General features: G+C 67.3%; 11 protein-coding genes. 6 read left to right on the top strand and 5 right to left on the bottom strand.

What is annotated here, in order from left to right; genetic code table 11:
• Positions 1-29: 29 nt before the first annotated feature.
• From ACO07Z_RS20725 to ACO07Z_RS20705, 5 genes are all read left to right on the top strand, one after another.
• On the top strand, positions 30-806 hold the full coding sequence (locus tag ACO07Z_RS20725; protein WP_421700435.1) for a creatininase: 777 nt from the start codon (positions 30-32) through the stop codon (positions 804-806).
• Between the two features lie 27 nt (positions 807-833).
• Positions 834-1,790, top strand: a complete 957-nt coding sequence (speB, locus tag ACO07Z_RS20720; RefSeq protein ID WP_421700434.1) for an agmatinase — start codon at positions 834-836, stop codon at positions 1,788-1,790.
• Positions 1,790-2,746: an agmatinase gene (speB, locus tag ACO07Z_RS20715; RefSeq protein ID WP_421700433.1), complete on the top strand. Its 957-nt coding sequence runs from the start codon at positions 1,790-1,792 to the stop codon at positions 2,744-2,746. The genes speB (ACO07Z_RS20720) and speB (ACO07Z_RS20715) overlap by 1 nt, the downstream gene beginning before the upstream one ends.
• An 81-nt stretch (positions 2,747-2,827) precedes the next feature.
• On the top strand, positions 2,828-3,316 hold the full coding sequence (dps, locus tag ACO07Z_RS20710; protein ID WP_421700432.1) for a DNA starvation/stationary phase protection protein Dps: 489 nt from the start codon (positions 2,828-2,830) through the stop codon (positions 3,314-3,316).
• A gap of 231 nt (positions 3,317-3,547) precedes the next feature.
• Positions 3,548-4,105: a MarR family winged helix-turn-helix transcriptional regulator gene (locus ACO07Z_RS20705; RefSeq protein WP_421700431.1), complete on the top strand. Its 558-nt coding sequence runs from the start codon at positions 3,548-3,550 to the stop codon at positions 4,103-4,105.
• Positions 4,106-4,144: 39 nt separating this feature from the next.
• Here ACO07Z_RS20705 and ACO07Z_RS20700 read toward each other — a convergent pair whose 3' ends face one another.
• From ACO07Z_RS20700 to cckA, 3 genes are all read right to left on the bottom strand, one after another.
• On the bottom strand, positions 4,145-5,773 hold the full coding sequence (locus tag ACO07Z_RS20700; protein ID WP_421700430.1) for an alpha-D-glucose phosphate-specific phosphoglucomutase: 1,629 nt from the start codon (positions 5,771-5,773) through the stop codon (positions 4,145-4,147).
• 113 nt (positions 5,774-5,886) lie between these two features.
• Positions 5,887-7,530 carry a glucose-6-phosphate isomerase gene (gene pgi / locus ACO07Z_RS20695; protein ID WP_421700429.1) on the bottom strand — a complete coding sequence of 548 codons (1,644 nt, stop codon included), beginning with the start codon at positions 7,528-7,530 and terminating at the stop codon, positions 5,887-5,889.
• 31 nt (positions 7,531-7,561) lie between these two features.
• Positions 7,562-10,087, bottom strand: a complete 2,526-nt coding sequence (gene cckA, locus ACO07Z_RS20690) for a cell cycle histidine kinase CckA (RefSeq protein WP_421700855.1) — start codon at positions 10,085-10,087, stop codon at positions 7,562-7,564.
• A gap of 261 nt (positions 10,088-10,348) precedes the next feature.
• On the opposite strand from cckA, the gene ACO07Z_RS20685 reads away from it, so the two are divergent.
• Positions 10,349-11,752, top strand: a complete 1,404-nt coding sequence (locus tag ACO07Z_RS20685; protein ID WP_421700428.1) for a hypothetical protein — start codon at positions 10,349-10,351, stop codon at positions 11,750-11,752.
• A gap of 115 nt (positions 11,753-11,867) precedes the next feature.
• Here ACO07Z_RS20685 and dksA read toward each other — a convergent pair whose 3' ends face one another.
• On the bottom strand, positions 11,868-12,284 hold the full coding sequence (dksA, locus tag ACO07Z_RS20680) for an RNA polymerase-binding protein DksA (RefSeq protein WP_126280180.1): 417 nt from the start codon (positions 12,282-12,284) through the stop codon (positions 11,868-11,870).
• 220 nt (positions 12,285-12,504) lie between these two features.
• Positions 12,505-13,371 carry a MipA/OmpV family protein gene (locus ACO07Z_RS20675; protein ID WP_421700427.1) on the bottom strand — a complete coding sequence of 289 codons (867 nt, stop codon included), beginning with the start codon at positions 13,369-13,371 and terminating at the stop codon, positions 12,505-12,507.
• Positions 13,372-13,529 lie beyond the last annotated feature (158 nt).

The raw sequence follows: 13,529 nt of genomic DNA, 5'->3' as shown, positions 1-13,529 counted from the left end.
GGGCACGCCATCACACTCAGGGGGACCGCATGGTCGACAGCGTACGTCTCGACGAACTCAGCTGGCCGGAATTCGCGGCGAAAATGGCCGCCGGCGCGCCGGTGTTCCTGCCGCTCGGCTCCACCGAGCAGCATGGCCCGCATCTTCCGCTCAATGTCGATGTCGTGCTGCCCACCGGCGTGTGCGAGCGCATCGCTCGCGAGGTGGGCGGCCTCGTCGCCCCCACCGTCGCCTATGGCTGCAAGTCGATGCCGCGCTCGGGCGGCGGCGAGCAGTTCCCCGGCACGCTGAGCGTCGATGCCCACACCTTCGCGCTGGTCGTGCGCGACGTGATCCGCAACCTTGTCCGCCAGGGGGTGCGGCGTCTGGTGGTGGTCAACGGCCATTACGAGAACCTCTGGCCGTCGGTGGAAGGGCTGGACCTCGCCCGGCGCGAGATCGCCCGCGACGGCATCACCGACCTCACCGTGATGCGGTTGGAATATTGGGACTTCGCCCAGCGCGCGACGCTGGAGGGCATCTTCCCCGCCGGTTTCCCCGGCATTGAGCTGGAACATGCCAGCCTGATGGAAACGTCGCTGATGCTGGTGCTGCGGCCCGACCTTGTGGAGATGGACAAGGCGCCTTCCGACGGCCCGGCGACCTTCCCGCCCTATGACCGCTTCCCGGTGCCGGACGATTTCGGTCTGCCGCCCTCCGGCGTGCTGGCGGTCGCCACCGGCTCGACCGTCGAAAAGGGCGAGGCGCTAATGGCCGATTACGTCACGCACATCTCCGCCGCCGTCCGCAAGGAGTTCGGGCTTTAGGCCCGAACGCACGCATCAGGTTCCGACATGACCAACGCCTTCGAACCGCTCGATTCCGGCACTGTCCCGCGCTTCGCCGGGCTTCCCACCTTCATGCGCCTCCCGGTGGCCGAGCCCTCCCAGGTCGACATCGCCATCATCGGCGTGCCCTTCGACCTCGGCACCACCAACCGCGCCGGCACCCGCCATGGCCCGCGCGAATTGCGGAACCAGTCGAGCCTGATGCGCCGCGTGCATCATGTCACCGGCCTGTCGCCCTATGACCGCGCCCGCGTCGCCGATTGCGGCGATGTCATCATCGATCCCTTCGACCTGATGCGCTCGCTCGACATCATCACCGCTCATTACGAGGCCGTGCGGGCGGCCGGCGCGCTGCCGTTGACCGCCGGCGGCGACCATCTCATCAGCCTGCCGATCCTGCGCGGGCTGGCGAAGAACGGCCCCGTGGGCCTCATCCAGTTCGATGCCCATTCCGACACCTATGACAGCTTCTTCAATGGCAGCCGCTACACCCACGGCACGCCGTTCCGCCGCGCCATCGAGGAAGGGCTGGTCGATCCCAAGCGCTTCGTGCAGATCGGCCTGCGCGGGGCCATCTCCGACGCCGGCAATTATGATTACGCCCGTGAAATGGGCGTGCGCATCATCTTCATCGAGGAGTTCATGGAGCGTGGCGTCGCCGATGTGATGGCGGAAGCACGCGCCATTGTCGGCGACGCGCCGACCTATGTGACCTTTGACATTGACGGCATCGACCCGTCGCAGGCGCCGGGCACCGGCACGCCGGAAATCGGCGGCTTCTCCACCCGCGAGGCTCAAGCGATGGTGCGCCTGCTCGACGGGCTGGACATCATCGGCGCCGATCTCGTCGAGGTGGCGCCGCCCTTCGATCCCTCTGGCCTCACCGCCCTCACCGGCGCCACTATCCTGTTCGAACTGCTCTGCGTCCTCGCCGGCGCGGTCGAGAAGAAGGGCGCGCGCTGATGGCTCACGGTTATGAGGGCGGCCGGCTCGATCTTCCCTTTGTCGGCATCTGCACCTTCGGCAAGTACCCGCTGCAGCTCGACTGGGACAAGATCGACGCCGATGTCGCCATTGTCGGCGCGCCGTTCGATCTCGGCACGCAATGGCGCTCGGGCGCTCGCTCCGGCCCACGTGCCATCCGCGAAGCCTCGACGCTGTTCTCCTTCGGCCACGCCGGCGCCTACGACCACGAGGACGACGTCACCTACCTCGCGGCGGACGCCACCCGCATCGTCGATATCGGCGATGCGGACATGATCCACACCGACACCGAGGGCAGCCACGCCAATATCGAGTTGGCCGTCCGCAAGATCCTTGCCGCCGGTGCCCTCCCCGTGGTGCTCGGCGGCGACCATTCGATCAATATTCCCTGCATCGAGGCGTTCTCCGAGCAGGAGCCGATCCACATCGTCCAGTTCGACGCCCATCTCGACTTCGTCGATGAGCGCCACGGCGTGCGGCGCGGGCATGGCAACCCGCTGCGCCGCGCGGCGGAAAAGCCTTATGTCACCGGCCTCACCCAGCTCGGCATCCGCAACGTTTCCTCCACCGCACGCGAGGGCTATGAGGCGGCCCGCGCCATGGGCTCGGACATCCTCTCCGTCCGCCAGATCCGCAAGCTCGGCACGGAAGCGGTGCTGGCGCGTATTCCCGCCGGCAAGCGCTATTACGTCACCATCGACATTGACGGCTTCGACCCCTCCATCGCGCCCGGCACCGGCACGCCGAGCCATGGCGGCTTCACCTATTACGAAGTGCTCGAACTGCTGGACGGGCTGACCAAGCGCGGCACCGTCGCGGGTGTCGACCTGGTCGAGGTGGCGCGGGAATATGACCCCGGCGGCGTCACCTCCATCCTCGCCGCCCAGTTGCTGCTCAACTTCATCGGCCGGATTCTTCACAACAGGGGCTCTTGAATACCGTTCGGCGCGGCCAATCTTGTCCCTGTTGGCGCCCGGCAGTGCCGCTGCCGGGCCACCCCAGGAAGAGGGTTCCCTATGTCTGACCACAAGACCGCAAATGACGTTCCGTCCAATGCCAAGAAGGTCGCCATCGACCTGCTCAACGCCAATCTCGCCGCCGGCATCGACCTCGCACTGGCGGTCAAGCAGGCGCATTGGAACCTGAAGGGCCCGCAATTCATCGCCGTGCATGAAATGCTCGACGGCTTCCGCACCGAGCTCGACGACCATAACGACACCATGGCCGAGCGTGTGGTTCAGCTGGGCGGCACGGCGCTAGGAACCACGCAGACCGTTGCGGACGGCACTCCACTGAAGGCCTACCCGACCGACATCTACGCCATTCCCGACCATCTGGCGGCCCTGGCCGAGCGTTTCGGAGCGGTGGCGAACAATGTGCGCAAGGCGATCAATGAGTCCGATGACGCCGGCGACCCAACCACTGCCGACATCTTCACCGCCGCCTCGCGCTCCCTCGATAAAGCGCTCTGGTTTCTCGAATCGCATCTCGAAACCCCGCGATGAGAGTCCGCGCCCTGGGCCTGGCAGGGATGAGGCCATCTCCCCCCGAACACTTTGCAATGCCGCGCCTATGTGGCGACGGTTTTCCGTGGACCGGGGCGCTCCTCTCATAAATCCGTTGGCGACCGCCGCATTTTCTCAATAATCTGCTGGCCACATCATCGGCGTCTGCTGCGTGACCGTTCGGGGACGGTCGCGAAATCAGTCATCGATTACGGGGATGGGGACACAGCTATGAGGTCGACTGCACGGAAAGCTGCCCAGGCGGCGGAGACGGCCGGAGACTCCGACGCCCCGGAGGAGGCCTTTCCGGCGGCCGCTTCGTTGGATGGGCCCGCAGGTAGCGCCCAGGTCACCCCCTTAGACATCGGGCGGCTGATCGAGCGGGCTCATCGCCGCTTCCTAGATGTACTGCGTGCCGAGCTCACCCGCCTTGGCGTGGACGACATCAGCCCGTCGCAGGTGATGCTGCTGTTCAATATCGGCAATGACGAACTGTCTGTCCGCGACCTGCTGGAGCGCGGGCACTATCTCGGCTCGAATGCGTCCTACAATCTCAAGCAACTTGTAGATGCGGAATATGTGCATCGCGCCGCCTCCCAACGCGACCGCCGCTCGGCCCGGCTGCGACTGACGACAAAGGCGCAGAGCCTGTGTGACGCTATTCGCGCCACACATGACGGCCGACCCGCCGGCTCACAACCCGCGCAGGACGACGAGAGTGACGACCTCACCGTCGCCTATGGTGTCCTCCGGCGACTGGAACTGCACTGGACGGGCGCCCTGCGTTAGCCGAGCGCCGTCGCCGCCGACCGGGGGTGCGCTGCGCCGTCAGGTAATCACGGTCGGAGCGCTGCGGCCGGTGCGCCCCTCAATATCCGGCAGATCGCGAGCGATCTGCACCAAGCCGGCGAGCGCGTCCTGGGTGTCGAGATCGTGCCGGGCGGCGTCGGGCTCAAAGCGTTCGAGATAGATGCGCAGCGTCGCGCCAGCGGTCCCCGTCCCCGACAGGCGGTAGACGATCCGCGAGCCGTCGTCGAAGAACACGCGAATGCCCTGCTTCGTGGTCACCGAACCATCCACCGGGTCACGGTAGGCAAAATCGTCGGCGCGCTCCACGGTGAGCCCGTTGATGACAGTGCCCGGCAAATTCTCCAGCCGCGCCCGCAGATCGGCCATCAGCGCATCGGCGGCGGCGCTATCGACTTCCTCGTAATCGTGGCGGGTGTAATAGTTGCGCCCATAGGCCTGCCAGTGCTCAGCAACGATTTCCGCGACACTCTGACGGCGCACGGCGAGGATGTTGAGCCACATCAGCACGGCCCAGAGACCGTCCTTCTCGCGCACATGGTTGGAGCCGGTGCCGAAGCTCTCCTCCCCGCACACGGTGGCGAGCCCGGCGTCGAGCAGATTGCCGAAGAACTTCCAGCCCGTCGGCGTCTCGTAGCACGTAACGCCAAGCTTCGCGGCCACACGATCCGCCGCCCCGCTGGTCGGCATGGAGCGGGCGATGCCGGTGATGCCGGCCTTGTAGCCCGGCGCGAGATGCGCATTGGCGGCGATGATGGCGAGCGAATCCGAGGGCGTGACGAAGCGGCCGCGGCCGATGATCATGTTGCGGTCGCCATCGCCATCGGAAGCCGCACCGAACTCCGGCCCCTCCTCCGACATGACGAGGTCGCAGAGTTCCTTGGCGTGGACGAGGTTCGGGTCGGGGTGATGACCGCCAAAATCCGGCAGTGGCGTGCCGTGCATCACCGTGCCCGGGCGGGCGCCCAGCGTTTCCTCCAGAATAGCGGTGGCGTAAGGGCCCGTCACCGCGCTCATCGCGTCGAAACGCATGGTGAAGCCGGAGGCGAACAGGTCGCGGATCGCGTCGAAATCGAACAACTCACCCATCAGCTCCGCATAGTCCTCGACGGGGTCGATGACATCGACCACCATGTCGCCAAGGCGCGTGATGCCGAGCGTGTCGAGGTCGACATCGTCGCCGTCGAAGATCCGGTACTCGCGGATCGTCTTGCTCCGCTCGAAGATCGCGTCGGTCACATGCTCCGGCGCCGGGCCACCATTGCCGATATTGTACTTGATGCCGAAATCGCCTTCCGGCCCGCCGGGATTATGGCTCGCGGAAAGGATGATGCCGCCAAACGCTTCGTGCTTGCGGATGACGCAGGACGCGGCGGGAGTGGAGAGAATGCCACCCCTGCCCACCAGCACCCGGCCAAATCCGGCCGCCGCCGCCATTTTGAGCACGATCTGGATCGCCTCGCGGTTGTAGAAGCGCCCGTCGCCGCCGATCACCAGCGTCTCGCCCTCGAAGGCATCAAGGCTGTCGAACAGCGCCTGCACGAAGTTCTCGATGTAGTGCGGCTGCTGGAACACCGGCACCTTCTTGCGCAGGCCCGACGTGCCCGGCTTCTGGCCCTCATACGGCGTAGTGGCGACGACGCGGATCATGCTCGCTCCCGGACTTTGCTCAACCCATCCCCGACAGCCACAGCCGCGCCGGGATCATTAGACGTTTGGGAAAGAGCCCGGTTCCACAGAGGGAGCCGGGCCAGGGTGGACCGTCACTTGCCGACGAGATGGCGCAGCAGCCCGGCCGCCGAGGTCGAGACGCTGTCCGGCGCCACGCCGCTTTCCACGGCAGGCAGCAAGGTGCTGGCGAGTTCCTTGCCGAGTTCGACGCCCCACTGGTCGAAGCTGTTGATGTTCCACACCGCACCCTCGACGAACACGCGGTGCTCATACAGCGCGATGAGGCGCCCGAGCGTGTAGGGATCGAGCGTCTCATAGGCGATCGTCACCGAGGGGCGGCTGCCGGTGAAGACGCGGTGCGGGGCGATCTTGTCGGCGGCGACCTCGTCACGGCCCGCGGCGATGAGCTGCGCCTTGGCCTCTTCCAGCGAGCGCCCGCGCATCAGCGCCTCGGACTGGGCGAGGCAGTTGGCGATCAGCATCGCATGCTGACGCTTCAGCCCCGGCTCGGTCTCTTCGGCATGGCCCTTTGCGGCGATCAGGAACTCGACCGGGATCGGGCTGGTGCCCTGGTGGATCAGCTGGAAGAAAGCGTGCTGGCCATTCGTCCCCGGCTCGCCCCAGACCACAGGGCCAGTGTCATGCGCCACCGTCTGGCCGTCGAGCGTCACATGCTTGCCGTTGCTCTCCATGTCGAGCTGCTGGAGATAGGCCGGCAGCCGCGCCAGATGCTGGTCATAAGGGATGACCGCGCGAGTGGCATAGCCGCACACGTCGCGGTGCCAGAGGCCCACGAGAGCCAGCAGGACGGGGAGGTTCTTCTCCAGCGGCGCGGTACGGAAATGCGTGTCCATCGCGTGGCCGCCGGCCAGGAAGCGGCGGAAATGCGCTTCGCCCACCGCGATCATGACCGGCAGGCCGATGGCCGACCACACCGAATACCGCCCGCCGACCCAGTCCCAGAAGCCGAAGACGCGGTCCGGCGCGATGCCGAACGCAGCGACCTTGTCCAGGGCGGTGGACACGGCCGCGAAATGGTTCGCCACCGCCGCCTCACCCAGCGCCTCGACAATCCAGTGGCGGGCGCTGGCGGCGTTCGCCATCGTCTCCTGCGTGGTGAAGGTCTTGGAGGCGACGATGAACAGGGTGGACGCCGGATCGAGCCCCTTCACCGTGTCGTAGAGATGGGCGCCGTCGACATTGGAGACGTAATGCGCGCGCGGGCCGTCATGATAGGGCGTCAGCGCGATGGTCGCCATGACCGGCCCGAGGTCCGAGCCGCCGATGCCGATATTCACCACATCGGTGATCGGCTTGCCGGTCCAGCCCTTGAGCGCGCCGGAGCGGATGCCCTCGGCGAAGGTCGCCATGGCGGCGAGAACCGAGGCGACATCGGCGCGCACATCCTGCCCGTCGACGACGAGCGGCGTCTCGCCGGGATCGCGCAGCGCGGTGTGCAGCACCGCCCGGTCCTCGGTGAGATTGATGTGCACGCCGGAGAACATCGCCTCGCGCTTCGCCTCGACGCCAGCGGCGCGGACGAGGCCAAGCAGCAGGCCGAGCGTGTCCGCCGTCAGCGAGCATTTGGAGAAATCGAGCAGCATGTCCTCGAAAGAGGCGGAGAAGCGCGCGAAGCGGTCGGCATCGGCGGCGAAGAGGTCCGCCACCTTTTGCTCGGCGCGGGAAGCATGGTCGGCGGCCAGAGCCTTGAAGACATCCTCGGTCGCTGCGCTCATCTCATCCTCCAGACGGTCCCCTCGCGGGACATTACTCGGTACGGCCCGGCTCGCTCCGGCCCATGCTCGCCTTCACCGCCTCGATCAGTTGCTTGAGGGTGAACGGCTTCGGCAGGAAGCCGAAATCCGCGCCCTCCGGCAGATTCTTGGCGAAGGCTTCCTCGGCATAACCCGACATGAATATCACCTTGATGTCGGGATGGCTGGGGCGCAACTCCTTCAATAGCGTCGGGCCGTCCATTTCCGGCATCACCACGTCGGAAAGGATCAGTTCGACCTCGCCGGGGTGCTGCGCCATCACTTCCAGCGCCTCGACACCGGAACCGGCCTCCAGCACGTGATAGCCGCGCGAGGCCAGCGCCCGAGCCGCGAAGGCCCGCACAGCTTCCTCGTCCTCCACCAGCAGCAGCGTGCCGCGTCCTGTGAGGTCGGCGGCCTTCGCCGGGGCGTCGGGCTCGGGCGCACGCGGCGCCAATTCCGCGGCGTCGGGCACATGGCGCGGCAGGAAGACACGGAACACCGAGCCGCGTCCCACTTCGCTCTCCACCTGCAGCGTGCCGCCCGTCTGCTTGACGATGCCATAGACGGTTGAGAGCCCAAGGCCCGTGCCCTTGCCGACTTCCTTGGTGGAGAAGAAAGGCTCGAAAATTTTGTCGAGAATGTCAGGCGGAATGCCGGTGCCGGTGTCGGCCACCTCCACCAGCACATGGTCAGCCTCCGGCAGGCCGGCCTCGGCGTAGGAAGCGGCCTGCGCAGCGCCGACATTCGCGGTGCGGATGGCGAGCGTGCCGCCGGCCGGCATGGCGTCGCGGGCATTGACGGCCAGATTGACGATGACCTGCTCGAACTGGTTGAGGTCCGCCTTCACCGGCCACAGGTCCCGTCCTTCCTTCACCTCCAGTTTGATGGTCTCGCCGAGCAGGCGGCGCAGCAGCATGGTGAGGTCGCTCATCACGTCGCCGAGCCGGAGCACCTGCGGGCGTAGCGTCTGGCGGCGCGAGAAGGCGAGAAGCTGACGCACCAGCCCCGCCGCGCGATTGGCGTTCTGCTTGATCTGCATCACGTCCTGGAAGGACGGATCGGTGGGGCGCGCATTGGCAAGCAGAAGGTCCGAATAGCCGATGATGGCGGTCAGCACATTGTTGAAATCGTGCGCTACGCCGCCGGCGAGCTGGCCGACCGCCTGCATCTTCTGCGACTGGGCGAATTGCGCTTCCAGCGCCCGCTGTTCGGTGGTCTCGATGACATAGACGATCGCCGCCTCGCGGGCGGCGCCGCCATCCTCCACCGAAGCGAAATAGAAGCGCGCCGACCGCCCGCCCTCGCGCTCCAGCACGATATCGAGCGGTGCCGACGGCGCCTGCCCCTGCACCGCCGCCGTCAACGCGCCCCGCAGCGGCGCCCGGGCCGGCTCGGGCACGAGATCGACAATGTGCCGCCGCTCATCCTCGCGGCCGCCGAACAGCCGGGCGAACATCGCATTGGCACGCACGACGCGGCCTTCGGCATCGACCTCGGCAATTGCGATGGGCGAATTGTGGAAGAACCGGGCGAACCGCACCTCGGCCGCGCGGGCGGGATCGGCGGCATTGTCCTCGCGCGAGCGGTTGACCACCAGCGTACGCGAGGCGCCCGGCGTGCCGTCGGAGGCATAGGCGACGCGATGCCAGAGGCGGACCGGAAGAGGCTGGCCATTCTTGCGCCGCAGGTCGAGATCGAGCACTTCGGTACGCACACCGCCCGGAAGAGGCGCCATGCCGGTGAGCAGCGCCGCCGCCGGCCCCGGCACGATGTCGCCGACCGTGAGCCCGCCGGGACCGAATTCGGCGAGGTCGTAGCCGAGCCAATCCACCAGCGTGGCATTGATGTAGTGGATGGCCCCACCGGCCGCCGAGAAGAAGCCGGCCGGTGCGTGGTCGAGATAGTCGATGGCGTGCTGCAGTTCGAGAAAGGCGCTCTCCTGCCGCTCCCGCTCGCGTGTCAGGTCGCTCACCGTCCACACGGCACAGCGCACGCCCTTCCCCGCCGCCGCCGGGCGGGCGCCGAGGCGGAGCCAGCGCACGGGCTGGCCGGGAACCGCATGACGCACCTCCTCGACGGAGGCGCGCCCCTCGCGCACGCTTTGGGCGAGGCGATAGACCGCCTCCGACACATCGGGGTCGCTGGTGAACAGCCGCTCGACCGGTCGCGCTTCCTGCAGGGAGGCCGCGCCCGTGATCTCGCAATAGCGCGGATTGGCATAAAGCACCCGCCCAAGCGTATCGACGATGCTGACGCCCTCGGGACCGCTATCGACGATTCGTCGCGCCAGCTCGTCGCGCAGGTCCGGCGCGCCGAAGCGCAGCAAGCCCGCCGCATAGGCGAACAGGGCGAAAACGCCGACGACCGCAAGGACGGTGAGCAGCCCGATGATCCACGGGTCGGCCCGGTCGCGGCCCAACAGCAGGAGCGACACCACCGCGCCGACCAGCGCGAGCGCAACAAGCAGCACCAGCCGGATGCTGCCGCCGATCTCGGTTCGGTCGAGGGTGGGATCGTCGCGTCCGCCGTCCGCCATGTTCAAGCCAGGAGCCTTCCGCTGCCGCCGCCGACGCCGCGCAGCGAGGCGATTCAACCTGTCCTTCTTGGTGCCTGACCCGCTCCCCCGGGGCAAGGCCCGATTGGGCTTATCCGCCGCACGCAGCGATCTAAGCCGTGCGCGGAACGGCGGAATTGAGGCCGGGACTTGCCGGAAAGGCCCTGACGCGACACAAAGGACGGATGTGATCGGTCTGTGCGACGCCAGCGCAGGCCCGCCCTGCAGGAGATGTGGCGCATGATGGATGTACTGTCCGGTCTCGGACCCTACACCGTACCGATCCTCGCCCTGGCCGGGTTGATCGTGCTGGCGGGACTCGTGGTGTTTCTGGGCCGCCTGACACGGCGCAACCGGAGCCAGCGCATGGTCGCCGGTCACCGGCTCGCCGTCATCGACCATATCCAGATCGACGAAACCCGCCGCCTCGTGCTGATCCAGCGCGACGATGTCCAGCATCTGGTCGTGCTGGGCGGAGGCAGCGACTTCCTGGTGGAGAGCGGCATTGCCGCCGTCCACGCCCGGGCGCCGCAACACCCTTCCCTGGCCGCGCGGGCTGTCGACCCGGTGCGCGTGCCCGAGCCGGCACGGCCGGACACCGCGCCGCATCACGAGCCGTTGCGTCCCGAGCTGGCGCGGACCCCGGACCACCCGCCGCTCGATCCTCACCGTTTCGACCCACGACCCGGCGATCTCCACCGCCCCTCCCCGCGAACCGAACCGCTGCGCGAGGCACGCCCGCCGCGCGAGGCACCGCCGCCTTCCCCGGCAGCAGCGCGTGCGCCGCGCGCCACCCCCTTGCCGCCCGAGGCGCGCGGACCGGTGGATCCCCGCCCGCCGATGATCTCGCGCGGCCCGGCCCGCGACATCGGCGCGGAGCCAGCTCCCCTCACGCCCGGTCCGGCGGTTTCGCCGGGCCCGGTCGCCGGCCCGCCCTTTGCCCGCCGCCCGCTGGAACCGCGCGCGCCCGAGATGGCGGAGGCTCCCCGCACATCGCCGCTGCTGGCCCCGCTGCCGCACGCGCCGGGCGTCGCTCCGGTCGCGACTCGCGCCGAACCTATCAGCGCTCCCGAGCCTGACACCGGCGCGCGGGTCACTGTAAAGGTCGACCCGCTGTTTGCCGGTATGGCAGAGCATCTGGAGGAGACGCTGCGGCGTCCGCCCGTGGCCGACGCCGAGCCTGTTCGGCCGCCCGTCGCCGCCTCGCCGCTCGGTTCGCCGGCCTTCGAACGCGCGCTGGAAAAGGCGATCGATCGTCCGGGGCGCTCCGCCACGCCGCCGGCTCACGCGGCGCTCGCGCCTATGCCTCACCCGGCGGTCCCTGTCCATGCGACGCCCGTTGTCTCCCCTGCGGCCGTCGCGGCACCCGTAGCGGAAATGGCGCCTGTCCCACCCGTGCGGGCACCGCTGACCGGCGCGCCGGTCGTCAAGCCGCCCGTCGTGGCGGCCGACGCGGCAGCGCCGGAGGTACGCCTGGACACCAATGCGGAGAATGCGCCCGCCGTGCCCGCGGCGTCGGTCCGTGCGATCGACATGTTCGCCCCGGAAATCCAGCTGCCCGACGAGGCCACATCTCGTCCGGGCGAGGAGGTGGACCTGTTCGAGGAGGAAATGGCGAGCCTCCTCGGCCGCAACCGCCGCCCCTGAGCCGCAGGACGCTAGCGCGAACAAAGGAAAAGGGCGGCCCGTCATCCGGGCCGCCCTTTTCATATCCCCTCGCCGCCCTCTCAACGAGGCCGGCAAATGCACGACCGCATCAATCCTAGTCGTCGCGATAGACGCGCTCGCGGCGTTCATGCCGCTCCTGCGCTTCGATCGACAATGTCGCGATCGGACGGGCCTCGAGGCGCTTGAGCGAGATCGGCTCGCCGGTCTCCTCGCAATAACCGTAGGAGCCGTCATCGATACGTTCCAGCGCGGATTCGATCTTCGCGATCAGCTTACGCTGGCGGTCGCGAGCCCGCAGCTCGATGGCGCGGTCGGTTTCGGACGAGGCGCGGTCGGCAATGTCCGGGTGGTTCTGATTCTCGTCCTGAAGGTGCTGAAGCGTCTCTTTCGCCTCGCGCAGGATGTCTTCCTTCCACTGCAGCAGCTTGTGGCGGAAATACTCCCGCTGCCGCTCATTCATGAAAGGCTCGTCCTCGCGGGGGCGATACTCTTGGTCGATCTCAACCGACATCGGCCTTGGTCCTCGTTTTCCGGGGGCACCCCTATCGGGGGCAGCTTATATCGCCACGCCCCGCGCCGCACAACACCTCACAGCGTCATGCGCTCGACACAAAATGCCGGATTTTTCAGCAGGTTGAGCGCCCAAACGAGGCAGGGAGCCGTTACGGCTCCCAAGCGCGGGCCGGGCCCGCGCCGCAAGGGGAAGCGCGCCGGTAGCCCGGCCCGCGCAACTACTCGAAACCGAGGAAGAACGTGTAGGCGAGCGAGACGCCGGCCTGGAACTGGTTGCGGTCGCCGTTCTGCACAACGAGCGGGCTGTCGGCCGCGTCGTCCATCAGATATTTGTACTCGGCGAAGATCGAGCCGGTGATGTTCTCGGTGAAGCGCTTCACCACCTGCCCGCCGAAGCCCACGGAATAGATGCCGCCACCGGCCTTATAGGGCGTCAGCGGGTTGCCGAGCGCCTGGGCGAAGGTCGCCTCGGCCGGGGTGATTCCGTAATAAGTGTCGGTATAGCCCGAGCTGGCCAGCGTCATGCGCGGGCCGGCCGACAGGGTGACACCCCAGAGTTCCGGGCTGAAATGAATGGCGTCGACAGCGAAGTCCGCCACCACGCCCTCGAAGCCGCCGAAGCCATAGCGGACATCGCCGCGCAGGCGCAGCCAGTCCATCGGGAACCACTGGGCGTAGCCGCCGACCTGGTAGGCATAATCGATGTTGGACATGCCACGCAGGGCATCGGAGCTGGACGAATCCCGCTTCCAGGTCATCGTGCCGGTGATACCGGCCTCGAACACGCCGTTGTCGAACAGCGCGATGCTCGGATTGTCGTTGAAGCTCTTGAACTGGCTCAGCCGGTCCGCACGGTTGATGCTGATGATCGGCTTGAAGCCGAACTCATAGTCATCCGAACCCATCCAGGTCGGCACGCCCATCACATAGCCGCCGAGCGTGACCGTCCACTGGCGATCGCGCGATTCGGTCGGCGCGTAGGTCGGGTCGCCCTTGTAGGTCATGTCGGCCGCATGGGTGATCGACGCCGTAAGGCCGAGCGTTCCCGCAACAACCACGACACTGGCGAAGCCGACTGACCGCATTGCAACCATCCTATGAAACCGACAGCCTCTTCCTTACAGCAGGTTAGCACGCAAGTGGTTGCCGAAAAGTCACTTAATGCCCGTCAATCATTAAGGCGGCAGCTCCTGCGGATACTCGCACCACCGGATTTCGCACCTATATGTCCGTTACGTCCCCT

The sequence above is a fragment of the Ancylobacter sp. genome (genome assembly GCF_965229075.1).
In the GTDB taxonomy this organism is placed as follows: domain Bacteria; phylum Pseudomonadota; class Alphaproteobacteria; order Rhizobiales; family Xanthobacteraceae; genus Ancylobacter.
This window is presented reverse-complemented; position numbering and strand designations above follow the sequence as displayed.

Coding starts and splice junctions, on each gene's coding strand:
- ACO07Z_RS20725 (WP_421700435.1), top strand. CDS start 30: ATGGTCGACAGCGTACGTCTCGACGAACTCAGCTGGCCGGAATTCGCG.
- speB (WP_421700434.1), top strand. CDS start 834: ATGACCAACGCCTTCGAACCGCTCGATTCCGGCACTGTCCCGCGCTTC.
- speB (WP_421700433.1), top strand. CDS start 1,790: ATGGCTCACGGTTATGAGGGCGGCCGGCTCGATCTTCCCTTTGTCGGC.
- dps (WP_421700432.1), top strand. CDS start 2,828: ATGTCTGACCACAAGACCGCAAATGACGTTCCGTCCAATGCCAAGAAG.
- ACO07Z_RS20705 (WP_421700431.1), top strand. CDS start 3,548: ATGAGGTCGACTGCACGGAAAGCTGCCCAGGCGGCGGAGACGGCCGGA.
- ACO07Z_RS20700 (WP_421700430.1), bottom strand. CDS start 5,773: ATGATCCGCGTCGTCGCCACTACGCCGTATGAGGGCCAGAAGCCGGGC.
- pgi (WP_421700429.1), bottom strand. CDS start 7,530: ATGAGCGCAGCGACCGAGGATGTCTTCAAGGCTCTGGCCGCCGACCAT.
- cckA (WP_421700855.1), bottom strand. CDS start 10,087: ATGGCGGACGGCGGACGCGACGATCCCACCCTCGACCGAACCGAGATC.
- ACO07Z_RS20685 (WP_421700428.1), top strand. CDS start 10,349: ATGGATGTACTGTCCGGTCTCGGACCCTACACCGTACCGATCCTCGCC.
- dksA (WP_126280180.1), bottom strand. CDS start 12,284: ATGTCGGTTGAGATCGACCAAGAGTATCGCCCCCGCGAGGACGAGCCT.
- ACO07Z_RS20675 (WP_421700427.1), bottom strand. CDS start 13,371: ATGCGGTCAGTCGGCTTCGCCAGTGTCGTGGTTGTTGCGGGAACGCTC.